25 protein-coding genes are annotated in these 25849 nt (G+C 36.5%); 9 read left to right on the forward strand and 16 right to left on the reverse strand.

The window, feature by feature from the left end; genetic code table 11:
• Nucleotides 1-30: 30 nt before the first annotated feature.
• Complete coding sequence (locus tag CSP5_RS03885) at nucleotides 31-606, reverse strand: DUF1453 family protein (protein WP_148689680.1); 576 nt, start codon at nucleotides 604-606, stop codon at nucleotides 31-33.
• 233 nt (nucleotides 607-839) lie between these two features.
• Between CSP5_RS03885 and rnz the strand changes: the two genes are divergently transcribed.
• Nucleotides 840-1772: a ribonuclease Z gene (rnz, locus tag CSP5_RS03890; protein ID WP_077076151.1), complete on the forward strand. Its 933-nt coding sequence runs from the start codon at nucleotides 840-842 to the stop codon at nucleotides 1770-1772.
• On the opposite strand, the gene CSP5_RS03895 is transcribed toward rnz, so the two are convergent.
• Nucleotides 1753-3147 (reverse strand): purine-cytosine permease family protein, encoded by a 1395-nt coding sequence (locus CSP5_RS03895; protein ID WP_148689681.1) that lies wholly within the window; start codon nucleotides 3145-3147, stop codon nucleotides 1753-1755. The two genes, rnz and CSP5_RS03895, sit on opposite strands and share 20 nt — an antisense overlap.
• 109 nt (nucleotides 3148-3256) lie before the next feature.
• On the opposite strand from CSP5_RS03895, the gene CSP5_RS03900 reads away from it, so the two are divergent.
• Complete coding sequence (locus CSP5_RS03900) at nucleotides 3257-3757, forward strand: SMC-Scp complex subunit ScpB (protein WP_021788632.1); 501 nt, start codon at nucleotides 3257-3259, stop codon at nucleotides 3755-3757.
• Nucleotides 3750-5072 (forward strand): phosphoribosylamine--glycine ligase, encoded by a 1323-nt coding sequence (purD, locus tag CSP5_RS03905; RefSeq protein WP_148689682.1) that lies wholly within the window; start codon nucleotides 3750-3752, stop codon nucleotides 5070-5072. Before CSP5_RS03900 ends, purD begins: the two co-directional genes overlap by 8 nt.
• Here the strand turns inward: purD and CSP5_RS03910 are convergent.
• The 6 genes from CSP5_RS03910 to CSP5_RS03935 are packed head-to-tail and all read right to left on the reverse strand — an operon-like array spanning nucleotide 5062 to nucleotide 10242.
• The gene (locus CSP5_RS03910) at nucleotides 5062-5973 is read right to left on the reverse strand and encodes an EF-Tu/IF-2/RF-3 family GTPase (RefSeq protein WP_148689683.1); all 912 of its coding nucleotides are present in this window, start codon (nucleotides 5971-5973) and stop codon (nucleotides 5062-5064) included. The genes purD and CSP5_RS03910 overlap by 11 nt on opposite strands.
• Nucleotides 5966-6847: a ferrochelatase gene (gene hemH / locus CSP5_RS03915; RefSeq protein WP_148689684.1), complete on the reverse strand. Its 882-nt coding sequence runs from the start codon at nucleotides 6845-6847 to the stop codon at nucleotides 5966-5968. The genes CSP5_RS03910 and hemH overlap by 8 nt, the downstream gene beginning before the upstream one ends.
• On the reverse strand, nucleotides 6844-7830 hold the full coding sequence (locus tag CSP5_RS03920; protein WP_148689685.1) for a uroporphyrinogen decarboxylase family protein: 987 nt from the start codon (nucleotides 7828-7830) through the stop codon (nucleotides 6844-6846). Before CSP5_RS03920 ends, hemH begins: the two co-directional genes overlap by 4 nt.
• A complete protein-coding gene (gene asnS, locus CSP5_RS03925) occupies nucleotides 7831-9120 on the reverse strand; it encodes an asparagine--tRNA ligase (protein ID WP_021788637.1) in 1290 nt (429 codons plus the stop codon).
• A 14-nt stretch (nucleotides 9121-9134) separates the two neighbouring features.
• Complete coding sequence (locus CSP5_RS03930; protein WP_148689686.1) at nucleotides 9135-9641, reverse strand: DUF309 domain-containing protein; 507 nt, start codon at nucleotides 9639-9641, stop codon at nucleotides 9135-9137.
• A gap of 1 nt (nucleotide 9642) precedes the next feature.
• Nucleotides 9643-10242 carry a hypothetical protein gene (locus CSP5_RS03935; protein ID WP_148689687.1) on the reverse strand — a complete coding sequence of 200 codons (600 nt, stop codon included), beginning with the start codon at nucleotides 10240-10242 and terminating at the stop codon, nucleotides 9643-9645.
• 185 nt (nucleotides 10243-10427) lie between these two features.
• On the opposite strand from CSP5_RS03935, the gene CSP5_RS03940 reads away from it, so the two are divergent.
• Entirely contained in the window at nucleotides 10428-11384 is a 957-nt protein-coding gene (locus CSP5_RS03940; protein ID WP_148689688.1) for a hypothetical protein, read from the forward strand.
• A gap of 2 nt (nucleotides 11385-11386) precedes the next feature.
• On the opposite strand, the gene CSP5_RS03945 is transcribed toward CSP5_RS03940, so the two are convergent.
• Nucleotides 11387-11890, reverse strand: coding sequence for a GNAT family N-acetyltransferase (locus tag CSP5_RS03945; RefSeq protein WP_148689689.1), 504 nt, complete (start codon nucleotides 11888-11890; stop codon nucleotides 11387-11389).
• Nucleotides 11887-13221: an NAD(P)-dependent malic enzyme gene (locus tag CSP5_RS03950; RefSeq protein WP_077076157.1), complete on the reverse strand. Its 1335-nt coding sequence runs from the start codon at nucleotides 13219-13221 to the stop codon at nucleotides 11887-11889. The genes CSP5_RS03945 and CSP5_RS03950 overlap by 4 nt, the downstream gene beginning before the upstream one ends.
• Before the next feature lie 48 nt (nucleotides 13222-13269).
• Between CSP5_RS03950 and CSP5_RS03955 the strand changes: the two genes are divergently transcribed.
• Nucleotides 13270-14217: a GNAT family N-acetyltransferase gene (locus tag CSP5_RS03955; protein WP_148689690.1), complete on the forward strand. Its 948-nt coding sequence runs from the start codon at nucleotides 13270-13272 to the stop codon at nucleotides 14215-14217.
• A gap of 64 nt (nucleotides 14218-14281) precedes the next feature.
• On the opposite strand, the gene CSP5_RS03960 is transcribed toward CSP5_RS03955, so the two are convergent.
• The 6 genes from CSP5_RS03960 to CSP5_RS03985 all read right to left on the reverse strand — a co-directional run bounded on the left by CSP5_RS03960 (nucleotide 14282) and on the right by CSP5_RS03985 (nucleotide 20654).
• Nucleotides 14282-15238 (reverse strand): diacylglycerol/polyprenol kinase family protein, encoded by a 957-nt coding sequence (locus CSP5_RS03960; protein WP_021788644.1) that lies wholly within the window; start codon nucleotides 15236-15238, stop codon nucleotides 14282-14284.
• 34 nt (nucleotides 15239-15272) lie between these two features.
• Nucleotides 15273-15944, reverse strand: coding sequence for a fructose-6-phosphate aldolase (gene fsa, locus CSP5_RS03965; RefSeq protein WP_148689691.1), 672 nt, complete (start codon nucleotides 15942-15944; stop codon nucleotides 15273-15275).
• Entirely contained in the window at nucleotides 15928-16884 is a 957-nt protein-coding gene (locus CSP5_RS03970; RefSeq protein ID WP_148689692.1) for a transketolase family protein, read from the reverse strand. The genes fsa and CSP5_RS03970 overlap by 17 nt, the downstream gene beginning before the upstream one ends.
• Nucleotides 16874-17740, reverse strand: coding sequence for a transketolase (locus CSP5_RS03975; protein ID WP_148689693.1), 867 nt, complete (start codon nucleotides 17738-17740; stop codon nucleotides 16874-16876). The genes CSP5_RS03970 and CSP5_RS03975 overlap by 11 nt, the downstream gene beginning before the upstream one ends.
• A gap of 71 nt (nucleotides 17741-17811) precedes the next feature.
• Nucleotides 17812-18882, reverse strand: coding sequence for a cell division protein FtsZ (locus CSP5_RS03980; RefSeq protein ID WP_021788648.1), 1071 nt, complete (start codon nucleotides 18880-18882; stop codon nucleotides 17812-17814).
• Nucleotides 18883-19049: 167 nt separating this feature from the next.
• Nucleotides 19050-20654 (reverse strand): long-chain-fatty-acid--CoA ligase, encoded by a 1605-nt coding sequence (locus CSP5_RS03985; protein WP_148689694.1) that lies wholly within the window; start codon nucleotides 20652-20654, stop codon nucleotides 19050-19052.
• A 329-nt stretch (nucleotides 20655-20983) separates the two neighbouring features.
• Between CSP5_RS03985 and CSP5_RS03990 the strand changes: the two genes are divergently transcribed.
• From CSP5_RS03990 to CSP5_RS04005, 4 genes are all read left to right on the forward strand, one after another.
• A complete protein-coding gene (locus tag CSP5_RS03990) occupies nucleotides 20984-22729 on the forward strand; it encodes an APC family permease (RefSeq protein WP_148689695.1) in 1746 nt (581 codons plus the stop codon).
• A 291-nt stretch (nucleotides 22730-23020) separates the two neighbouring features.
• The gene (locus tag CSP5_RS03995) at nucleotides 23021-23947 is read left to right on the forward strand and encodes a carbohydrate ABC transporter permease (protein WP_241869838.1); all 927 of its coding nucleotides are present in this window, start codon (nucleotides 23021-23023) and stop codon (nucleotides 23945-23947) included.
• Nucleotides 23937-24764 (forward strand): carbohydrate ABC transporter permease, encoded by an 828-nt coding sequence (locus CSP5_RS04000; RefSeq protein WP_148689696.1) that lies wholly within the window; start codon nucleotides 23937-23939, stop codon nucleotides 24762-24764. The genes CSP5_RS03995 and CSP5_RS04000 overlap by 11 nt, the downstream gene beginning before the upstream one ends.
• Nucleotides 24761-25783: an ABC transporter ATP-binding protein gene (locus CSP5_RS04005; RefSeq protein WP_197685810.1), complete on the forward strand. Its 1023-nt coding sequence runs from the start codon at nucleotides 24761-24763 to the stop codon at nucleotides 25781-25783. The genes CSP5_RS04000 and CSP5_RS04005 overlap by 4 nt, the downstream gene beginning before the upstream one ends.
• The last annotated feature ends 66 nt before the right edge of the window (nucleotides 25784-25849 follow it).

Consider the following 25849-nt stretch of genomic DNA (forward strand, 5'->3'; position numbering starts at 1 on the left):
TGTATGATATTATTAGACAAATATAAATATTTATGCATTGTTAATCCCCTCATTTCTGGTTTGATTTAGAAGGAGTTCTCTGGCAGATGTCTTAAGGTGCAGGAATTCACCTATGAGGATTCCCAGTGATAAAGCCAAACTTGCGTTGACTGCAGTCAGGAGATAAATATTTGTTGTATTAACAACAAACTCAAGAACAATTCTTATAAAATACAGCATTAAAGTTAGGAATAGCACCATTGTTGATCTTTTGTACATTAATACTTTTCCCTCCCAGTATACCGTTGATAATGATCCTATCCTATCACCAACTATAAATCCAGGAATGATTAAAATTAGCGCTATGAAATCATAAATAATAAATGAATACAGGACTGCCAAAAAATATACCAGTAAAAGTGAGTAAATTATAGGTGTAGTTATGATTCTACGGAATGAATACGGTCTACCATTAATTCCTCTTTTGATTCTTCTGTAAATAATTAGTCCGAAAATAGCGATCAATAGTATATAACTATAAACATCACTACCTGAGTTTGAGTTCTGAGTTGTAAATGCTGATACAAACACAAAATATAATGTATATACAATATATAAATTCATCATTTTAAAAAGGGTTCAAAAAATTGATTATACTGTTTTAGAATGAGAGAAAATTACCAGACTTCAGGATCCTGTATAGAAGAAAAGCGTAAAAACAAGATTTTAGTTTGTTTACTGAAACACCTGTGCTCACTTTAAGAAAGTAATAGTTGTATGCAATGCAAAAAGGAACAAACTTTGAAAGTTATTTGTAATTAACACTGAAAACATAATAACAAAGAATGAATTTTCCCTTCATGGTATCATCTTTCAAGGTTACATTTCTCGGGAGTGGGGGTTCCTGGCCCTTTCCCGGAAGATCATTACCTGCAGTTGTAGTTCAGTTAGATGATTTTGTATGCATGTTTGACTGTGGTGAGGGAACCCAAAAACAGATAATGAAAAGCGGAATTTCTTTCATGAAAATAGATAGCATATTCATATCTCATTTTCACGGAGATCATTTTCTTGGTATACTCGGTCTTATTCAGAGTATGTCATTTAACGGTAGGGAAAAGCCGTTAAAGGTTTATGGTCCACCGGGGGCAATTTCAGTTCTCACAAGGGCATTCAATGTTGGTTATTACTCTCTTGGATTTGAAATTCTCATTAATGAGATACCTTTTGGGGGAAAGCTTCAGACTGAATTTTTCACCATTGAAACAATCAAAGCAGATCACCCGGTTCCTGCAATATCATATAAACTTACTGAAACTGATCTTATTAAAATAGACCCTGAAAAGGTTAAAAAACTGGGAATTGAATCAAATAAAATAGAAAAACTACGGGACCTCGGGGAATTAAACATTAATGGAAGGATTGTTAAGTTAGAAGAGGTTTCAGCAGGGATAAGGAGAGGCAGGGTTCTGGTATATTCTGGAGATACAAGACCAAACAAAGAAATGATAAACTTTGCAAGAGGAGCTGATGTATTAATACACGAGACAACAACAGATTCTTCTCTGGAACCTAAGGTGAATGAATTCGGACATTCGTCCTCAAGACAGGCTGCAGAAATAGCAAAAGAAGCAGAAGTAAAGAGTTTTTATCTTTATCATTACAGCCCACGGATTGATGATCCAGAGGTTTTGTTGAGGGAGGCAAGGGGAATATTTCAGAATTCGTTTCTTTCAAAGGAACTTTTATCTTTTGATGTGGCAAAGGGCGAGACTATTTACCAGAATCTCTGACTGTTCTGATTTGAGTCATGCGCTGTCTCACCTTACCAGAAATTTTAGTTTCAAAGACATAGGTTAGAATGATTGAGATAAAGAACGAAATTACATAGCTGAAGTCAACACCTGAGGTAGCGGAATAAAATGGTATGTGTATGCCAAAATAATACTGTATAGTATCCATGAATGGAATAGATATGATTATTGAAAGCAGGTAGGCAATGATGGGATTCCAGTTTATGTTTGAGTTGAAGCTTTCCTTTCTCCTAACAAGGAAGAATTCAGCTATCATTACCCCAATCCAGGGTGTTATCCAATAATCAAGAACGTACAGGAATCCTTCAAAATATGAGGAGAATGTATTGTAAAAGATAAAACCCATAGAAACAGTAAGCACTCCTATAGCAAGAATGATATAATTTCTCCCATTTTTAAAGCCAAGTGACCTGATCGACATAAGGTTGGAATATAAATTCAGTGAATTTGCTGCAAGACCACCAAGAAATAGGGTAAGCGATCCAAGTATCCAGAATCCACCAAGAAGTGGTACGAACAGATGGTTCGAAAAGATACCACTTAAGCCAAGGTCAACGCCCACGTAAAAACCTATAAGTTCTACCAGAAATGATGCTAATGCTGTACCTGCAAATGTATATATGAAAGCCTTTAGTGATGAATATTGACTCTTTTGAATATATCTTGAATAATCCGCTGCATAGGGCCCCCAGGACATTATGTATGAGAAAGATAGCATGATTATAGAAGCGAATGATATTAAGGAAAAAGTTCCCGTATAAGCAGAGATGTACCTTGATGGACTCACAATGATTGAGTATGTTAAAATTACAAATAAAACTCCAAGAATCACTGACATTAACTTCTCGAATGTTTTTATGGACTTATGACCAAATATTATTGTCACAACTATTAAGATCATTACAATAATCAAAGATATAACTTCTAGAAGATTTATACCAAGGAAGCTTGGGCTATAAGAGTCCTGTGAACTGAGAATAAACTGAAGTGCTCTTGATGATATAATAAGATTTACGGACAACCAACCAATTGTATTCATAAACTGAAGCAGAGAAAATATTTTTCCACCCCCCTTTCCAAAAGATTTTTTTGATATTTCCATCTGCCCCATTCCACTTGTTGGACCGAGATGACTCATAAACGCAACCAGTAAGCCTCCAAAAATATTTGCTATTAATAGTGCCAGAATTGTATAGTAAACAGTAAGTCCGTAAGATTCTACAAGCACTCCAAGTGCAAAATCAGCCACAGTAAGATTTGAGCCGAACCATAGGTAAAAGAGGGCATTCGGCTTCATGGTTCTCTGCCCAGTTTCAAGCGTTCCGAGAAGTGTTTCATCTCTTAACTCTGTCATTGTTATCCCCTATGGATTAATTAAATTAAATTTATGCAAAGTTGAAATACACTTAATCTTTAAAATATGCAAATAAAATAAAATATATATTAAGAGTCTATAGGGAAATGTGGATATTCAAAGAAAGATAGAGGCTATCCTATTCGCGACAGAAGAGCCTGTGGGTATAATGGAGATATCATCCATCCTTCTAGAAGATCAGAACATTATAAGGAAAGAACTTAGAAGATTGATGAAGGATTACAGTGCGAGAGAAACCTGCATAACCATAAGTAATGTAGGAAAAAAATATAGAATGGTACTTAAAAATGAATATTCAGATCTGGTAAAAGGAGTAGCAAAACCAGAGTTGTCCCCTGAGCAGATCAGGTTGTTAACCCTAATACTAAACAATGACAGGACAATGAAAGGGGAAGTGAAGGAGAAGTTCAAAATGCAAAGTGACTTCTTAATACACTCGCTGAAAAGAACAGGATTTATTAAGTCAATTAAATACCGAAATACAGAAATCTACGAATTAACTAATAAATTCTATAAATATTTTAACATGGAAAAAAATAAGATCCAGAAGAAAGGGAATGATGATGGAAGTGAAATGAAGGATGAGTGAAAGAATTGCAATTGTAGGTGGTGGTGGAAGGGAGGATGCACTCGCTCGAAGGTTGTTTCAGGATGGAGCTGAACCCATATCCATAATGCCAAACGATAATCCGTCCATAAGGTCAATAAGCAGCGAGTCCCTGGTAACGAAATCCTTGGACACTGATATGATAACAAGATATATAATAGATAAGAAACCAGATCTCGTATATGTGAGTCCAGATGGGTATCTCGAAACAAATCTTGTTGATAAGCTTGAATATAACAAAATTAAGGTCGCAAGTCCAACCTCAGCATCATTCCAGATTGAAAGTTCAAAAATCTTCATGAGACAGCTGATGAAGAGGTATGGGATTCCTGGAAACCTGAAGTATGAGGTTTTAGATAATGAATACGATATTCAGAAATTGCTATCTAACACAAGTCTCGAATTTGCTATCAAGCCCTCTGGATTAACGGGAGGAAAAGGAGTAAAGATAACTGATCAGCATTTCAACAGCAGAGCAGAGGCAATAGGATATGCTCAGGAAGTTTTTCGCAGGGACAAGAAGGTACTTATTGAAGAGGCTGTATACGGTGAAGAATTCTCAATGCAACTGTTTACGGATGGTGTAAATTCCATATTTGCTCCAGTAGCACAGGACTACAAGAGGTTATATGAGAATGATCTGGGACCTAATACAGGAGGAATGGGTTCAATAACGGATATAGAACTTAAGCTTCCTTTCATGAGGCCTGGAATTTATGAAAGGGCAAAAGATATTTCCAGAAGATTTGTAGAAGCACTTTTTCAGGATGGATTGCTTTTCCGGGGCGTTCTATATGTTCAATTTATGCAGACAAAGGACGATCTAAAGGTGATAGAAGTCAATGGTAGGCTTGCTGACCCAGAGGGAATGAACATAGTCACACTTATGGAGGGTGATTCAGTTGATTTATTGTTTAAGATAGCTGATGCTGATCTAAAGAACTCAAAGATTACATTCCGGAGGAAGGCCTCTGCACTAAAATATCTTGTTCCAAAGGGCTACGGTATTAACCCACAACCAGGCATTTTGAGCGTAAATACCAGTGATCTTCCGGATCATGTTCATATATTCTATTCATCGGTTGAAGGGGAACTCGATGAGGTTAAGATGTCAAATTCTCGTGCTATAGCCATAATGACAGAAGCCGATTCAATACCCGAAGCCTCAAGCATGGTGGAGCTAAACCTGTGGAGGATAAAAGGAGATTATTACATGAGGCATGATATAGGTACTCTGGAATCAATTAATAAAAAGATAGAAACCGCAAAAACCGGAAATTACAAATTCATTCATTGAATCTATCTATCCTTCCAATGACCCTCGGTTTTGCATTGGGCTTAATCAGGATATAATCTCCCCATGGAAGTACTGGCTTATCCATTGTAATTTTTCCATTTTCCATAATACCACGGGAGTAGATAAAATGACCCGAAACAAATACTTCCCCATCCTTCCTGACTTCATCTGGTACTGCCCTGTGGAACTGTATTTTTCCAGTTATTTCCTTCAGTGGAATTTCCTTTTCCACAGTAAGCGTTGCTCCCCTGTCTATGGATTCAATATCTGCATTTTTCAATGCTATCCCAACTCTTGATCCCGCTGGAGCCTCATCAAAATCAACGTCATTCATCTGAATTGATCTCACCTGAACCTGGACTCCAGCAGGGTTTAGATAAAGTGTTTGATGCTTTTTTAAGGTTCCATTTAGTACAAATCCTAAAATCACTGTTCCTACACTTTTGACTTTAAAGAAGTGATCTATTATAACCTTCACATCACCTTCTTTATTCAGATTCAAAGCATTTCTATCAAGGGTTTCTAGCATATCCATGGCATTCCCATCATACATTCTGTAATTTTTGAGATTTGAGCCCTTTATGATGTTATTCAGTTTTTCAGTATCAGTGAAAGAATCAATCACGAATAATCCATTTTTTTTATTCATAAGATCAGCACATATTATATTTTCACCGAGAAATCCATCAAATTTCCTGCCATTTATGAGGCAGTAATCTGAAAGTGTCATACTATCCGTAAGGGAAGAAATTTTATCTGGGTATCTTAAAGGGGAAAACAGTGTTATATTTCCTTTCTCGTCCTTTCTTCCATAAATTGTTATATCACTTTCAGTGTGCTTTTTCACTATACTCTTAATAAAATCTTCAAGATCATATGCAAAAAGTTTCAAATCACTCATCTTTCATCATCTCCACGCACTCTTTTATAGTTTCGATCATCAGCATTGAGTTATTAGGGAGTTCGGCCCTCTTATATCCCATTCCCTTTTCTAGGACTTTATTTCCAAACAGAAAATCAAGATCGTATAATACTTCAAGATGATCATAAATGAATCCTATGGGTACAGTTACAACATTATTATACATACCATTCTCAATATTTTCAAGCACCTTATATACGCTTGGTTCCAGCCAGGTGTCACCGTAAGAACCCCTGCTTTGAAATGCAAATTCAAACTCCTTAATGCCCAACTTCCGTGCTATTTGATTGGACCAGGTTTTGAATATATTGTAATATTCACTTTCCTGATCTATTGAATGAGGTAAACTATGAGCACTGAAAATTAGAAAATCTCCCGGGTTATATACTCTTTTCACAGAATCAACCCAGAATTTAGTAAGACTTGGTGCATCTGTCATACCGCTTATGGATTGCACCTCTGGGTCATAGTCCAGTTTTTTTAGAACCCTGTTAAAAGGATCTATATAGCTACCCTGAATACTTGTGTTTTTGATAGGGAATAGTGGAAGTAGTTCAATTCTCTCATAACCAGTTTCTCTAAGTTTAATGACCAGCTCCTCGATGGATGGTTTCCAGTGCTTGAAAGCCATATAAACATCCAAATCTTCTATTGAATCTTTAACCTGATTCGTAAGTTTTCTTAAAATCTCACTGGAAGGAGATTTAAATCCAAATCTCGAGTATTTGTTTTCTGTCTCTTCTATGGCAAATTTTGGTGGCTCTCTGCCCCCATATACATCCCTTAGGTAATCCATTATGTCTTCTTTTCTTTCAGGGCTTCCATAAGCCATCATAAGTAAGGCGTTTTTCATTGTATCACTTCATGTATTTTCTTAACCAGTATTCTAACATTCTCAGGATTTGTTTCAGGTAATATACCATGACCCAGGTTAAATATAAACTTCTTATGATCTCTCATTTCACTGATAATTTTAATACTTCTTTCTATTGATCTGTCCAGAGATAATGATAGTATTGTTGGGTCAAGATTCCCCTGTAATCCTATGTTTCCATAATTTTCAGAAATTTCCTTTAGGGAACATTTCCAGTCAAGACTGAGAAAGTCTGCATTAGCCATTTTAACCGACTCAAGCATTCCTGACGTTCCTGTAGAAAAGTATATGGATTTGGCACCCTTATTCCTGATTTCCTCTGTTATCTTACTAACTGTATTTTTAATAATCATGTCTACATAATCACTATCGAGAAAACCGAGCCAGCTATCAAATATCTGTATAACTTCAGCTCCCGCTTCTATTTGAGATAGAGCATCCCTGATAACAATTTCTGTTATTTCATTAAGTAATTCTAAGAGTTCATTCTCTCTCTTTATTAGTTCAGTCTTCGTGTGCTTAAGTTCTCTGTCAGGACCTTTGGATACTATATAGGAAGCAAGAGTCAAAGGACCACCAATAAATCCGATTACAGGCGTCGAACTGTAATTATTAACAAAATGTCTTATGGCATTTGCAGAATTTGAAATAAAGGTGTCCGTTTTACCATTATATTTTTCTGGAACTGGACCAACATTTTCTATATATCTTATTTTATAACCCAAGTTTTCCAGTGGAGTCATTATGTCGGAAAATATTATAGCTGCATCAGTTTCCAAATAGGAAGCTGCCTCATAGGCAATTTTAGAGGATATGTCGGGAAGGTGACAGATTTGTTCCATCGTATATATTTTTCTTAACTGGCGATAGGATTCCATATATCTGCCGGCCTGCCTCATAAACCATACCGGAGTATGATCATGTTCTTTTCCCTCAAGGGCTAATTTAAAAGGATTAACCATTTATGGTCTCAGTCTTCTTATTGTTCTGGGATAGGCGATAGCACCAGTAATCTTGTCCAGATGCATTATCCACATTGCTAATCTATCCATTCCTAATCCAAAGCCCGAGTGAGGAACGCTGCCATATTTTCTGAGGTCAAGATACCAGTAGTAATCCTCCTCTTTCAGCCCATTATCGTTTATCCTTTTTTTAAGTAAATCATAATCCCATATTCTTTCTCCACCACCAAGAATCTCACCGTATCCCTCAGGTGCAAGAAGATCATGACATAAGATTTCATCAGGTTTTGCAGGATTTGGCTGATGATAAAATGTCTTTAATGACGCAGGAAAATCAGTGACAAATATAGGAGTCTTGAAGTTTGACATTATCTGTCTTTCCTCATCTGCCCCCAGATCATCTCCATATTTCAAGGGCATACCAAGCGATTCAGACATTTCTATTAATTCTCTGTATGGAATCCTTCTGAAGGGTTTCATACTTTCCTTAAGTGTCTCTATATCCCTTCCAAGTATTTTCAACTCTTCGCTGTTTTCCTCTATTGTCTTCTTTACAATAAAATGAAGCATCTTTTCCTCTATGTCCATCATCTGTTGATTGTTTATCCAGGCAACTTCGCCCTCTGCATGCCAGTATTCAGTTAAATGTCTCCATGTCCTGCTCTTTTCGGCCCTGAAACTGGGAGTTATTGTATACACTTTTTCCAATGAAAAAATGAATGTTTCAAGATAAAATTGAGAACTCTGGGTCAGATATGCCTTCTCCCCAAAGAATGGTACACTGAAAAGGGTAGAACCACCTTCAGTTGCTGTAGATACCATAATGGGCGGCTGAACTTCATAATATCCATCATTATCATAGAATTCTCTGAATGCCTTAAAAATAGTGGATCTGATCTTCAGGATCGCATTAAATTCCCTGCTTCTGATCCAAAGATGCCTGTTATCCAGTTCAAATTCTTCTGAGATATCCTTCGAAACTGGAAAACTGTCATTTCTCTGATAAATGGTGAACGATTTTATGTTCATTTCATATCCAGTAACCGCTCTCTCATCCTTCTTTAATTCTCCACTGAAACTTACACTGCTTTCTATGGTAAGTGAGGAAATAATCTTGAAGTCAGTTTCGTTGAAATTGTCTGATTTGGCTACGCATTGAATAATACTTGAAGCGTCTCTCAGGATAACAAAAACCAATTTACCTGATGTTCTAATTCTATAGACCCATCCCCTTATGTTGAATTCTTTACCTGTGGATGAATCGTTCAGAATGGAGGATATCTGTTCCATGAAACCAGATTAATTCAGGCAATATATATTTGTTCGAAATAGTCAAGCAATTTAGGGTTAAATAAAATAGGATAAGAAACACCGAGAATAATCTCATCTCTTACCATTTCTGTGTTCTTCTCGAGTAATCTTACATTTCTGTTTAAAACACTTTCCGAAACTTTAAACTGACCCATTTGCCATTTAACCTGAGATACCAGTATACCTATTATTTCCTGAAGAATCATCTTATCCATTCCTGTAGATTTCTTCCAGTAGTGTTCCATTATTTCATGTAATTCCCAAAAGCGTTCGTCCCTGTTCATTAATATAAATTTCTCAACTGAAAAATTGCTGTAAAAATTTTCATGATCATAAATTTCTGCATTAAATCTGAATTTCTCATTATATAAAGTAGGGATATTTTCGTCAGGATTCATGTCATAGAAGTCAAGCTCCACACCATAAGTGGTTTTCCTGGTTATATGTTTTAATTTCAGGTTTTCTGGAGAACTTCCATAATATCCTATTATAATTCTCATTTCAAAGAGAGTTTCCTAGATTTCTGGACCTATATCTTTCAACAAGCTTCTCTGGTATTCCTTTTACCACAAGCGAATTCCAGTCATCAATTACATCTCTTTCAATTGCCAAGGAAATTAACGAATCGGTGGGAATATAATATGTGTGTGGTGCATAGGAAGTTCCAAGTAGCCATGGCGGGTAATTGAAATATCCTCTGAATTTTCCCGGGATAACGGGTAGTAAAACATCTGAAAGAATGGAAGCTACCTTTTCGTTATAGTACCAGTAATTAATCTGCGTTTCTCTGAACTTTATGCTTGGGACATACATTTTCCACTTTAGCCCATAAATGAAAATCTCTCCTTTATAGATAGATGATCCTCCAAATTCATCATAGACTGTCTGGGGCGGTTCTTCCTCAACTCCAGATTCAATATTTACAATTCTTACAGGTGTCCCCTTGAACATGCTGAGCCTTCTGTGGATAGAATTCTCTATCCATTCCCGTTCATCCTCTGTTATCGTATTATCATTCCCTACCTGATCAAGTAGATCTATTAAATCCTCAACCGTCCCATTTAGGACAAGTTTTTGATAATACTCAGATTTTACTGCCATTTTGATGCCTTCCACCTATCAAGATAATCTAAATATATAACACTTATGGGACAATCAGGAACATAATAATTCTGCAGAATTCTGGATTATTATATTTGAATTGATTTAACATTTCGATATTATGACTTTGACTTTTGTTATCAAGAAATTGGAAAACTTTTATAATATTACATCTATGGGATGATATGGAATCCAGGGAGCTGATTTCAAAGTATATCCAGGATCTAAAAGAAATAGGCGATAAAATTTTCATTGTAAATTCTTCTTACTATAAATCTGGTAATTTTGAAGACAAGGAGATTTTTAAATTCACGCCTTTTGATCTCAATCAAATGGAATTAAATATTCCTCTATCGCCACATGAAAACATGAAGGAACTTCTATCAGATATGGGGCATGATTTCCTTATTTCCGAGGGAGTCGAATTCATGAAATTAAAGGATGATGAGGATGATGAACAAAATGACAAAAAAAGAACTAATATTCCCACGGTTGACATAAACAGTTTAGGAACAATCGAAGCAATAGATCTTGCTTACAATCTTAAACTAAAGGAGAGAACAGCGGAAGAAAAAGAGCCTATAGATGTTATTGATCTTTCCTATGAAATCAAGAATGAACTGAGGTTCCCGGATGAATTTTTTAACGATTTTCCCTCAAAACTAATGGAATCGCCCTATCTTAATACGATTAAGAACTGCACAAAATATGGTTTTATTCAGGGATTTAGAGTGTATTATAATTTTTATCAAATTTCAGGTAATTCCATAGTTCCAATTTCCTCTTATCCAGCGGTAATAGCAATGAGCCAGAATATTAATATTGAGGGACTTATGATGTCACTTCAAAGTAAGTTTAAAAGTTTTTCAGAAACTGAAGAATTTCAGGTTTATAACACCTATAGAATGGTTAGGAATATTAAGAATAAATATCTTATGAGAAAGGGAAAACCCTCTTCCGTCTCAATATTCACCAAACCGGAACTTGAATGGGCAGAAAGTTCAGGTCTGTTCGAGATAATAGAAGATAAATTACAGCTCAAAGAGGGTGTGGTACCAGCAGATCTTTCAGATTTGATCAACGAATATGCTATTGGAGCAGAGAGAATTGTTCAAAAGTGGAAAAGTATGAAATTATTTTAAAACTATTCTTTCTTATTTATATTTTCATCGATTGTCTTGCCAAACACCTTGCCTACTTCCCTGTATCCTATCTTTTGATAGAAGTTCAGTGCAATAAGGTTCAGCGCCGGAAATTCTGCCGTAACAACTCCTATATTTCTTTTCCTCATCTCTGCATACAGGTGATCAAGTAATAAATTTCCAACATTCTTCCTCCTCATTTCTGGCATAATATAAAGATCTATTATCCTTACTTCATAGTTAGGTACATACGAAACTCTCTCCCTGACCTCTGCCTTAATGAGACCGTAAATTTTTTTATTTGATACTGCTACAAGGGTGATATTTTTCTTCTTATCCTTTATGCATTCAAGGTAGTAGTTTTTTATTCCACCATGATTCTCTTCATTTGCAGTGAACAGGGAATCAAACTCGCCATTCAGTCTCTTCATTCTCAGAATGAGCTCAACAAACTGTTCTATATCACTCTCTTCTGCATTCCGCACTTCAATCTTCATTTCTTTCATTCATTCACCTCAGGTAATTTTTCTACTATATTCAATTTCATCATTTTTTCAAAATTCTCTCTGTTTAGGGTAATAATCTCACTTGCCGTCTTATAGAATCCTTCCTTGCTATTTACCTTTCGCGCAAGTTTTTCCTCAACTGTCGCTCTGGCAACAGAAGAAGCTACTCTTGGATAAAGTTCCCAGTCTCCCATTGTTGGTACAATATGATCAGGATCTGGATTCTTCACATAATCTGCAATCTCGTAGGCAGCCTTAACCATTATTCTGAAATTTACTCCTCGAGAGCGAGCATCTAGAACTCCTCTAAATATTCCAGGAAATACAAGGCTGTTATTTATCTGGTTTGGAAAATCGCTTCGACCGGTAGCAACTACTTTTGCACCAGCCGATTTTGCATCGTCTGGCCATATCTCAGGTAACGGATTTGCCAAAGCAAATATTGCAGGATCCCTGTTCATTTTCCTAACCCACTCTGGTTTGATAAGACCGGGTTGAGATTTTGCAGCTGAAACTACTATATCTACTCCCTCCATGGACTCTTCTATATCTCCTTTCCTCCTTTCCTCATTGGTTTTCAATGCCAGCTCGTATTTCCATGGATTTGATATCATTATCTTATCAAGATCAGTTCTCTCAGGTTCTAAAATACCCTTCGAATCAACCATTATAATATTTCCCGGTTTAAATCCAGCCTCTATCATAAGATGTGCAGCAGCAATATTTGCTGCACCTGATCCTATAAGAGATACTGTTGTATCCGGTATTTTCTTACCTGCAATTCTCAGAGAATTAATGAGACCAGCCAGAATTATGCAGGCTGTCCCAAGCTGGTCATCGTGCCATGCAGGAATGCTTAACTTTTCCTGTAATTCTCTAAGAACAAAGAAACATTTTGGGCTTTCAATATCCTCTAGATTATACCCACCAAAAGACGGTTCCAATGCCATTGCCACCTTTATAAATTCTTCTCCTGACGAGACTCTCATAGGTAGAGGCACGGCATTAACTCCCCCGAACAAATTAAAAATCATGGCCTTGCCTTCCATAACAGGCATAGCTGCTTCCGGTCCCACATTCCCAAGACCAAGCACTCTTGTACCATCAGTAATTATTCCAATGGAGTTCCATCTGCCTGTTAGCTCAAATGATTCGTCCGGGCTCTTGTTAATTACCCTTGATACCTCAGCAACCCCAGGCGTGTACCAGTATGAAAAATCGTTTACAGAAGAAATAGGAACATTAGGGTAATTTCTTATTTTTCCCTTATAATATCTCGAGTATTCCACAGCGAGTTTGTTAAATTGCTGTGTTCTCTCTTCATTATTCATTCTTTAGCATCGTAAAATTGTTTAAATAGGCTTCGAAATTATAGGATTATGGAGAAAGTAAACAATGTCAAACTTGATTGGAATTTAATTCTTTCATCGCAGAAAAAAGTATTTCGGGATAAATTTAGGGATTTGAACGCAGATGAAGTTTATGCACCGGTTATAGACATGTTGAATAAAAACAGGATACCTTCCAGAGTTATACTGTCAAATGGGAGAATATGTGCATATGGATATATAATGCCACCTCAGGGAATAGACGATAGATTGATCTGCTCAATGGGATTTGTAAATAAGGATGAGTCATACATTAAAAAAGGAATTGATATCGTAAATTGGTTTTTAGAAATGGCATCAAAAGAATCAAGACTTTTGATTATAGATGGTATTTTTAACGGTGAAGAATTTTTCACGAAAATTGAAGAATTGGAATTTACAAGGGCTTACAGGATAAAATTAATCGGAAATCTGGACACAATCCTGGAAAGAATAAAAAAGGTATACGAATCAATAAAAACTGGAGAAAATAATTTTATAGAACTTCAAAATGATGAAATTTCCATGGATGAAGTGGCAATAGCTCAGACTGACGCCTATGGAGGCACTCCAGATGAATTCTTGCTGATTCAAAAAAATCATAATAATATCACCCCGAAAATTATAAATTCAGGGTATTATGGAAAAATTTTGTTTACGCCATCCAAAACACTTCATAACGGAGAGATAGTTGGTTCTGTTCAGGTTAGTGATGGTTCATTTGAATTTTTTAGAATTAATACTCCATTACTGGTTGATCTCTTCATATCTAAAAAGTATCAGGGAAGGGGTTACGGTAGTTATTTACTATATCAGTCATGTAAAAGACTGAAAACTCTGGGATATAAAGATATTCAGCTTTGGGTAAATGTGGATTCACCGTCATTCAAATTCTATAAAGACTCTGGGTTTGAAGAAGAGGGTGAAGACGATCTGATGTATTACAGGGATTTTCGTTAGGTTATAAAAGTAGAAACTTCTTTAATTAATTTTTAATCTTTGATAATAGAAATAGTAAGTTCATTCAAAGCAGTGAAATGAGCAAATTAACTGCTATAACACTTAAAGGAATGGAAATATTGTCATCCACAGGATATCTTGATATAGATTCAGCAAAGGTAGCAACCACTGCTAGAAGAACATAAAGCGGCCCCAGTATGGCGAAAGCAAAGATGGCTGTTGGAATTAACATGAATAAAAAACCTCCTATGCTTTTTTTGTGGTTGTAAAAAAGTTTTTTTGTTCTCAGGTTTACACCTCCTATAGTAGCCAGTGAATCTCCTATAGCCATTGCAAAAACTCCTATTTCAACAACCCTCCATCTTAATGACAGCGCAATGAGGATCATCAGTCCGGCGATGAACCACAGACTGCCGACCCCAGGTTGAACATTATTTCTTTCAAAATGAAGGATCGCCTTAGAAATTCTGGATTCTCTTTCCACTGCAGCAACATTAACAAGAACTATACTGATAAGGATTGCAAGCAGGAGACCACCCTCCAGCAGTACTTTTGGTATTAAAATTATGGCAAAAAGAATAATTATCCCTGAGAAGATCTGAACAACATCTCTTTCAACCTCCGTTCTTTTCTTCTTTCCCCTTTCATTCTCATTGTCCAGATTCATAAGTCTAACACTGTTGGAGAGAAGCAGTGAAATCGAAATACCCACTCCAAGTGAAAGTGTTTCATGAAGAAGGGGAGAAATACTGAAGTTCAGCGCTCCATCCAGTACGGTTAAAAATATAAGAATGGCTATGAAAACGTAAGAGTTTCTTGAGTAAAGGGTATTTATAGAGAGAGTACCAAGAACAACAATTGCAAAATCTATAGTATCCGGGAAGAAGAGATAGAACAGTAATCCAATGAGAAGGGAAACTATTAGGGAATAATCTGCCAACTTGTATCGAAAAATTCGAAATAGTGTGATACTTCCAGCAATTATCACGACATTAAAAAGGAGAAAATCGAAAAATATCACGGGATATAATTAATTACTAATATAAAAAAATTGGTTAAAGTGGAAAGTCCATACTACCAAAAGCTTTTTTCCAGTCATCCAGGAACCTTGTAAGGCCTTCAGTTGTTTTTGGGTGGCTTGGAAGTTTAGATAACACGTCAAATGGAAGTGTTATCACATCTGCTCCCATTATCATTGACCTCAAAACGTGCAATGGACTCCTGATAGATGCTACAAGGATATTTGTCTTCATATCATAATTAGTATAGATAGTTTTAATCTGTTCTATAAGTGACATCCCATCTTCCGCTATATCATCGAGCCTACCAACAAATGGGGATACATATGTTGCTCCTGCTTTTGCTGCAAACAATGCCTGTATACCACTGAAAATAAGGGTCGAATTAACATGCACTCCCTTATCAGAAAGAGCCTTGGTTACTTTAAGACCAACAGTAGTAAATGGAACCTTAACAACAGCATTTTTTCCCAGTTCGCTTATTTTGAATGCCTGCTTCAGCATGTTATCGTAATCTTCTGCAATTACCTCAATGCTTACTGGTCCAGGGGTTTCTTTAAGTATCTTGGTGACAATATCTTTGAAACTTCCACCGTTTTTCATTTCCCTTGCTATTAATGACGGGTTTGTTGTAACTCCATCAAGTAGCCCCCACTCATTTGCCTGCTTTATCTCGGTTAAATTTGCCGTATCAAGAAATAGTTTCATATTTTTTTTCCTCCCTGAATGATTTTACACCAGCTGAAACGATATCATTTACACCCATATGAAAATAATCAAACAACTCCCATGATTTACCAGATTTTCCAAAGGAATCCTTCATCCCAACTCTTACTACAGGAACAGGGTATTCCTCAGAGGTAACTTCGCAGACTCTACTTCCTAAGCCATTGTAAATTGAATGTTCTTCGGCAGTAACTATATGCCCTGTTTTCTTGGCATATTCTATTATATTTGATCTGTCAATGGGTTTGATAGAAGAGACATTTATAACTGCGGTATCTATTGCAAGTTCCTTTAGCTTTTCTGCAGCCTGAAGTGCAAATGAAAGCATAGATCCATTTGCAAAAATTGTTAGATCATTCCCATCTCTCATCACAGTATTCTTTCCCTCCCTGAATTGATATCCCTCTTCATTAAGGACTGGAAATTTTTCCCTGGTGAGTCTTACGTAATAAGGAGTTTTGGTCTTTTCAACCAAGTAATCTATTACAGACTCTGTTTCAACCGAATCTGATGGAACAATAACCTTCATGTTGGGAAGTCCGCTCATTAATCCTACATCTTCAACCATCTGATGTGTTGCCCCATCTTCACCCACCGTTATACCCGCGTGAGTAACAACGAATTTGACGTTTATATTATTGTAACAGACTGACTGCCTTATCTGTTCATATGTCCTTGTCAAAAAAATTGCGAATGTTGAAACAAATGGCTTCAAATCACTGAGAGCCATCCCTGCAGCTGTTGTAACCATAGACTGTTCTGAAATTCCCATATTAAAGAATCTATCAGGAAACTCTTTTCCGAATGCCTGAGTCTTTGTTGAACTTGACAGATCTGCATCAAGAACAACAAGATCCTTTTGAACCCTGCCAAGTTCAACCAGTTTCTTTCCATATGCTTCTCTTAAACTTTCACTTTTCATAAATTCTAGCACCTATTTCACTCAAAGCTTGTTCATACTCTTCATTTGACGCAGGGGGAGATCCGTGGTATTTTGGATTATTCTCCATATAACTTACACCCTTACCCTTTACAGTATTGGCTATCAAAAATACTGGCTTATCTGTACTCTTTCTTGCAAAGTCAAAAGCCGCATGTATTTCATTAAAGTTGTGTCCATTAAATTCCATAACATTCCAGCCAAAAGATTTGACCTTTTCGTAAACATTTCCCATAGGCATTATATCCTTGGTGAAGCCATCTAGCTGAACTCCATTCTTGTCAAGTATGGCAACCAGATTATTCAGCCTATACTTACTGCCTGCCATGAGTGATTCCCAAATGCTTCCCTCCTCTATTTCTCCATCCCCAAGAACGGCAAAAACTCTGTAATTTTCCTTTTTGAGTTTTGAAGCAATGGCCATTCCCACTGCCACACCTAATCCCTGTCCAAGGGACCCTGTGGATGATTCAACACCAGGGACTCCTCGATGAACATGACCTTCAAGTTTTGAGTTTAGCTGTCTAAAATCCATTAAAAGTTCCTGAGGAAAATAACCCCTTAATGCAAGAATACTGTACAGTGCTGGAGATGCATGTCCCTTGCTCATTACCAGGCGGTCCCTATTTGGCATCTCCGGATCTTTAGGATCTATAACCATCTCTTTGAAATAAAGGTCTGTAAGAATATCTATTATACTGAGAGAACCACCTGGATGTCCGCTCTTAGCGCTGTATACCATTTTTATTATTAGGGATCTAGCTGACTGTGCGATATTAAAAAGTGTCTTATTATCCAGTTTTTTATCCTGGATTTCCATATCACTAGGAAATTCCATTTTTCACATTGCCCCGAATTACTTTATAGAAAATGAAATTAAAACTTTTCCTATTTTTACAAACTAAAAAATTATGAAATTTCATGTTTGTCTTTTCTTATATGAAACTCCTCTCCTTCAGGTATAATTCCGGTCGCAAAGAATATGATCTTTACCTTTCCTTTAAATGTATTATCGGTTTCCTGTCTGACAATAATGTTTGCACCCGGTGATACTTTGTCCTTCATGAATTTCATTGCTTTTTCCCTTTCTTCCACGGTTAAGGTATCATCTCCGGAAATGCTTAGAAGGAGACCCCTCGCCTGGGAAATCTCTGAAGAGTTAAATGGAGAATTTAATGCAGATTCGCAGGCTTCCATTACCCTCTGCTCAGGTGACGAATCAGAAATCCCCACTCCAAATATACCAAGCCCACCAAGTTCAAGAATTTTTTCAAGATCTGAAAGCTCTGTATTCACAGTTGCACTCTTTGAAACGCTTTCAATCAATCCTTCAATTGCATTCATCATGATGGAATCAGCAAATTCAAGGGCAACGTTGAACAGCTCCCTTGGTGCATATTTTCTTATCCGGTCATTCTCGAAGAGGATAAGGGAATCGCAGAATTGAATCAGTTCTGATTCTCCTTTTCTGGCATTCTCCATACGTTTTTTCCCCTCGCTTGCCATTGGGAGGGAAGCTATACCTATAACTATGGAATTTCTTTCCTTTGCCTTCATCGCAAGAAAGGGTGAGGAACCCGTTCCAGTCCCGCCACCAAGTCCAGTTACAATGATCGCGATTTTAACCCTGTCCAGGCTTTTTTCAATCTCTGTTTGAGACTCTCTGGCTGCAGCATTACCAACCTGAGGGTCGGCTCCAGCCCCTCTTCCCTTTGTGAGTTGTTTTCCAAGCACAATCTTCTCTTTCACTCCAATCTTACTGAGATGTGATGCATCTGTATTTGCTGCCGCAAATGAGATTTCGCAATATGGTGAGTTAAAACTTCTATTTACCATTCTCTTGATAGTGTTAGAGCCTGCCCCGCCCATTCCAAAGATCTTTATCCTTAATTTATTCTCCTCAACAAGTTCTGTGAGTTTTTCCTTTGAAGTACCGTAATTCTCCTCTTCTTCATCAATGCTGGGATTCCCAGAAATCATAATGAATAATAGTATAGGAATATATAAGTTATCTTTTTTGTTTCCTGTATAAATTATAAGTTATCAAAATTAAAACTCAGAAATCTTCTAAAACATTAAGTATAAAATAACAAAAATGAAAGAATTGTGGCTAAGCAGATCAAATTAAGATAAAATTAGTATTAAAACTAACTGTAATACTTCTCTCTCAATTTCTTTTTATCGACTTTCCCTGTGGAAGTCATATCGAAGGAATCAACTTTCACATATTCGTCTGGCATCCAGAATTTTTCAATTCTCCTTTCTTCTACAAACCTTTTCAGGAATTCATCCACTTCCTCTTTTTTAATTGTATTATTTGAAGTGTAGAAAGCAACAGGTCTTTCCCCCCACTTCTCATCTTTCTTACCGATGATAGCTACTCTGTCAATGCCATCATACAAACTCACTACATCTTCTAGTATCAAAGTCGGAATGAATTCACCACCTGATTTAACAGCATCTTTTTCCCTATCCACTATACAAAGGTATCCTTTTTCATCGATATAACCAAGATCACCTGTATGAAGCCACCCTTCAGCCCATAACTTTTTTGTAGCCTCGGCATCTTTATAATATTCTTTTGCAACATATGGAGACCTTACGAGGATTTCGCCAAATTTCTTCTTTACTTCAGTACCTACATCTGATTTTGACTGTAATATTTTAATTTCGACAAAGGGGGCTGGAATTCCTGCCTTAATCTCATACTTTTCTCTTTCTTCATCATCAAGATCCCAGGTCTCACTATTGAGCGTGGAGAACGAAACGAGAGGTGCTGTTTCAGATAGACCATAAGCTCCAATGCTCGTAACATTAAACGATTTGGCTCTGTTTTTCAGTTCCATGGTTAAAGCCCCACCTCCAATTATACATCTCAGGTTAAGTGATGGCAGTATATTACTGGAATTTTTCGCAGCCAACAACATATATAGTATGGATGGAACCATTGCAGTTGTACTGACCTTTTCACTCTTCATAAGTTCAAGTATCTTTTCTGGATTATATCTACCAGGAAGTACATATTTAAGACCTTTAAGAAGGAAAAGTTGAGGAAGACCCCATGCGTGAACGTGAAACATTGGAACAAGAGGCATTAAAGTATCACCTGACCCAAGGGATATAGGGTAATCAGACACAGTATTAGCAATCGAAAATGCATGAAGCACAATATCCCTATGGGTAAAAGAAACACCTTTCGGCATTCCAGTAGTTCCAGATGTATAGAAAAGTGTTGCAGTGTCGTCTTCTGATATATAAGGGAGAGGTGTATTTTCATCTGAATTTAAAAGGTCTTCGAAATTTATCACGTTATTAAATGGTAAGTTAATTTCTTCCTTAGAAGTCCTATAAATGATCCATCCTTTAACAAAACCAAAGAGTTCTTTGTATTCAACAAACATCTTGGCTATCTCATCTCTCAGTATCAAGTACGAGTCTTCAGCATGCTGAATGGTGTAATATATAAGCTCTGTTGGGTATCTTATATTAACTGTGTGCAATATGGCACCAGTCATTGGAACAGCATAAAAAGACTTCAAGAAATTAATCGTATCCCAGTCAAGAATTCCTATTTTGTCCCCAGGTTCAACTCCAATTTTAACCAATCCCTTTGCCAGAGAAGTTACATCGGTGCCAAATTTACTGAATGTTGTCCTTCCAAATTCTGAATCTACTATTTCTTGACCTGGATTTCTAACTGTACTACTTTTTAATAAATTTCCAAGTGTTAGTTCATATTTTACGTAAGCCATTGGGAAATAAATATTACCAATCTAATTTAAACTTCCCAAATTTTCATTTCACTTATATAGGAAATTATTCTTTTTCCGTAGACTTTCCTAACCTAAGTCTTATTTAGGTGAATAAATATTATTATACATTGCTTAAAATTTATATATAATTAATTTAATTTTAAAGTAGAATTATAACATCATCTTCCTTTTATATCGTAATTTTCTGCTTCACCATTCTATCATATTTAAAAAGTAACGATTTTTACAGGCTCCTCATGCAGTTTATTCTTATTATTTAAAAACGTTTTGGAGTAAGACTTTTATGTTATAGTGCTGATATTCCATTGATGGATTCTTCAGAAAAAGTAACAAAAAAAATAGCTAGAAAACCTCGATTAAAGAAAGAGCTAGGGTTCTATGAACTTTTGGTTATCGGAATAGCTGGATCTCTTGGAAATGGTGCTCTTTTTGGAACAATTGATATGGTTGCTGGAGCAGGGCCAAGTGCGATTTTGGCATTTGTATTCGGAGCTTTTATTTACTTAATGGTCGCGTTTACATACGTGGAGCTTAGCAAGGTCTACCCAGAAGCTGGTGGTCCAACGAGGTACAGTATCTATACCCATGGAAGATGGACTAATTTAATAAATTCAATGGCAGATATACTCTGGTATTTATTTATTCCGCCAATAGAAGTAGTTGCGATAATTATAGGTTCTGGGTTTTTTCTGCCCGGAGTTTTTGTGACAAATCTTGGATACCCAACAATTGATGGAGGACTTCTAGGTGTAGCCCTTCTTCTTACTTTTATTCCAATCAACTACTTTGGAATTAAGCAGTTTGGAAAAACAAGTAACTGGATCGGTTTGGTAAAACTGGTATTTTACTTAGCCATGGTGATAGGCCTAATTGGATTCGTTTTTGATGCTAAGAATTTATTTAAATATGGATTTTTCACCACACACACTCCTATCATTTCATTTCTATCGATCATGCCACTGGCTATGTATGACTTTGGTGCAACCAGGGTTATACCAGATCTTGCAGAGGAAACGAAGCATAAGAGTGATGTAACAAAGGCTATGATTTTTACAGTTGTTATAGAATCTCTTATCTATATTGGGGTGGCCTTTGCTATAATACTTGGATTCCACTGGAGTTCATTTGGTATTAAGCCTGGAGATTTTGGTGCATTGACCAGTGCGCATGCTCTCGTTGGGTTAAATCCATTCTTTGTGTTTACAAAAAGGTCCGGATTTTACTGGATTTTCATAGCTGCTTTAGTTACAGGATTCATGGCTCCATATGTAACAGGATACATTTACGCAGGAAGTGGCGCAAGGGTAATGATGGCTATTGGGAGATCTGGATTTATTAATAAGAAATTAAAGTCTATAAATTTAAAACATTCTATACCTCTAGTAGCACTTATCACATTCACAATGATAGGAGCTATTATTGTTTTCCTATCTGCTCCTGTCCCATCTATATACAGTTTTATAGACGACGCATCAGCTGCTGGATACCTAGGACTAGCGGTTACTCCAATAGCATTAATGGTATCAAGAAGACAGGGAGTAACTAAAGAAGAAGATAAATTTAAAGGAATGTGGTTAATTGCACCACTTTCAGTCGGTTTAAGTTCTTTGATTCCCTTTTGGGCAGGATGGCCTTCTGAGCCTTATGCAGTTTTCTTGATGTTTATAGGTTGTGCACTAATAGGAATTATTTCTAAGGTCAAGATTGGGGCAAAAAACGCCATATGGTATGTAGTTTATATTCTATTCCTTACTATTATGACACTAATAGGTAGTGATGGCTTTACTGGTACAATCACTTCACTGAACTTCTCCTCCATCGGAATCCATTACACTTTCTCTCTTACTCTTCCATCATCATGGGGAACATTAATTCCATTTGATTATGCAACTCTGATTATATTCATTGTAGCAATGGCAGTCTTTTACCCATGGGGAGTGCTTTCAGGGTTTAAGAAACAGTTCGATCATCCTGAGTTTACAAGACCTGTTCTTGATGATCTACGAATAGGGAATGTTGAAATGGTAAAGAATTCAGAGACAGTAGAAGAGTAATCAATTATAATTTCTAAATTTTCATTTAAATTACCACTATTACCACTGTATCATTTATAAATGGAGTTTAAACGAATAATTAAACTATTTAAAAGAGTAAAAAAACTAAATATTATTTTCAAGCTATGGTATTAATTTAACATTAAATTTAAAGAAGTTTAACTTCAGTACTGAGTAGTAAGTAATCTGGATAGATATTAAAAAAGCAGAAAGGGTGAATAAATCTTGATAAACGAAAAGCCCTCATAGAATAAGATAAATCAAAAAACTCGTAATTAAGCGTGATCCAAAATGGAAAATGAAAATCGTATGGATAAGAACAAATCTAAAGGCAGTAACGTAACTAAAGAAGACTTTCTTTCGAGACGAAATGTTTTCAAGAGGTCAGCAAAAAGGAATATATTCTATCTTATTTTTGCCATCCCCGCATTAGCTTATGTAATAGGTTTGGCAATAATTCCAGCCATAACTGTGGTCTACGATAGTTTTATAGGAAAGCACGGTTTTACCATAGCAAATTATTTAGCCTTGCCCAGTTATGGACTATATGGTGCTATAATTAATACTTTGCTTGTTAGCGTAGGGGCTCTTATGATTCAGCTTTTTATAGCGCTGGCAATTGCAATGGTACTGATAAAGCCATTCAAAGGTAAGAAAGCGTTTTCTACACTAGTTATTATTCCACTAGGTATATCCACTGTAGTCAGTGCCTTTGTGTTTTCTATAATATTTCAGGCTGTTGGGGGATATGCAAACTCGGCTCTTGTTTCAATCGGATTAAAACCTGTGGACTGGTTTAATACAAACAGTTCTTCACTTGGTGTTGTAATGTTTTCTGATTTCTGGAAGAATACACCTCTGGTTGCATTAATTCTTTACGGAGGTTTGTCCTCTTTACCTCCTACATTATATGAGGCAGCATCAGTGGATGGGGCTGGTGCAGTTAGTCGATTTATACACATTACCCTCCCAAACATTGCACCAATAATGTCAATTGCACTTCTCGTTAGGGGTGTAAGTGAATTTAATATTTTCGCATTGCCGCTGGTAATTATAGGGTATCATCCACTTATAATGAATACCCTAATCTTCGAAAATTACTCTTCGCTTCAGACAAGGAATATTTCTTACGCGGCAGCAACGATTCTACTTGCTATCATAATGGTGTATTCTGTCATAGTGGTAAGACTTGGAGGTGCAAAAGATCATGTCAGATGAGAAGGGAAAATGGACAACGTATATTGCAGTAATTATCCTTGCAATAGTTTTCATATATCCACTATGGATACTAATAATTTATGCCTTCCAACCAGCTTATTTAACCTTTGAAAAGATATACCCTGGGCAGATCCCACTTGCTTTCACACTGGGTAATCTTTTTGAGTCATTCAAGGAAGTTGATTTAATAGGTCCATTAACAAGAAGTCTGGAAGTAGCATTCATGGTTGGTCTTATTGCAATTGGTCTTGGAATACCAGCAGGTTATGGTCTTTCTAAGCTTACATCAAGTCTTTCAAACAAGCTAATTGTCTTCCTGTTCATAATCAATATGATGCCAGGGCTGGTCATCGCTATACCAATATCAGTTTATTTTCTTAATGCGAATCTTGACAACACGGTGTTTGGCGTTGCATTTGCACAGGAACTGGTCGTATTGCCACTTTCAGTTTTTATCATGTTGAGCGGATTTAGAAGTTTACCACATGATCTGGAATATCAGGCAAGGGTGGACGGGGCTTCTTTTTCTTCCACATTTTTCAGACTTTTAATGCCAATGATAAGAGTACCAATTATGGTTGCATTTTTACTCGCATGGATGACATCATGGGATGAATTCACTTATGCTGTGATCATTGCCCCAATAGTGCCAACAGATTCTACATTCCCTGTAACATTGTATAATTATGTGTCAAGGAACCTTCCACTGGAATCTGCAACATTTGCATTGGTAGCAACTATACCAGTCATAATATTAGCAGCTGTGCTTCAAAAGTACCTAAAAGGACAATATTTATCAGGAGGTTTAGTCGGATGAACGTAAAAATGAGTTATGAAAATATTTATAAATTATATGGAAAGAAAAGGGTATTAAATAAGCTAAATCTAGAAATATATGACGGTGAGTTCTTAGTCGTACTCGGGCCATCAGGAATGGGGAAAAGTACTTTATTAAGAACAACAGTAGGAATTGAAGAGTTGACTGCTGGAAAAATAATCCTTGATGGAAAGGACATAAGTAAATTACCTCCTAATAAGAGAAATATAGCAATGGTGTTTCAGAACTATGCTCTCTATCCTAACATGACAGTTTATCAAAACATTCAGTTTCCATTGAAAATGGCAAAATATGAAAAGAGTAAAATAAAAGGTAAAATAGAATCAATTGCAGAAACTCTGAAGATTGGAGATGTCCTAGAAAGAAACATTAACCAGCTAAGTGGAGGACAAAAGCAGAGGGTTGCTCTGGCCAGGGCACTTGTAAGGGACCCAAAAATTTTTCTTCTTGATGAACCTCTAAGCAATCTTGATGCAAGAGTGAGATATACTGCGAGAGCCGAACTAAAGAAGATTCAAAAGGAACTTGGTCACACCTTTGTTTATGTTACACATGATCAAACTGAGGCTTCTACACTTTCTGACAGGGTCGCCGTGTTGAGAGATGGGAAGATTGAGCAAATAGGCGTTTATGACGAGATCCTAAATGAACCAAAAAGTAAATGGCTTGGGGACTTTGTCGGAGAATATCCAATGAACTTCATAAGTGGAGATAGTATAAACAATTCAGGTAAAATAATTGGATTCAGAGATCACTGGATAAGTGAGGGGGATGATCTAACTGGTACCGTAGAATGGTGCAATCAGGAGGAAGATAGTTTTCACGTAAGCTGCAGGCTTGATAATAAAAATCTGGAAACTGATTCAGATGAAGAAGGTGGGCACCCAGTAATATTAAAAACCAACAAAAGGTATGAGTTGGGAGCAAAGATAGGTTTCAGTCTCAAGAGATATAATATATACAATGAAGACGGATCACTGCTTCAAATAGTTAAGTAAATACAAATTAAATCTTCGTTCCATTCTAAAGTTACATATTTTCATTTGAGAAACTGTACTTTGATT

Source organism: Cuniculiplasma divulgatum, from assembly GCF_900083515.1.
GTDB lineage: Archaea > Thermoplasmatota > Thermoplasmata > Thermoplasmatales > Thermoplasmataceae > Cuniculiplasma > Cuniculiplasma divulgatum.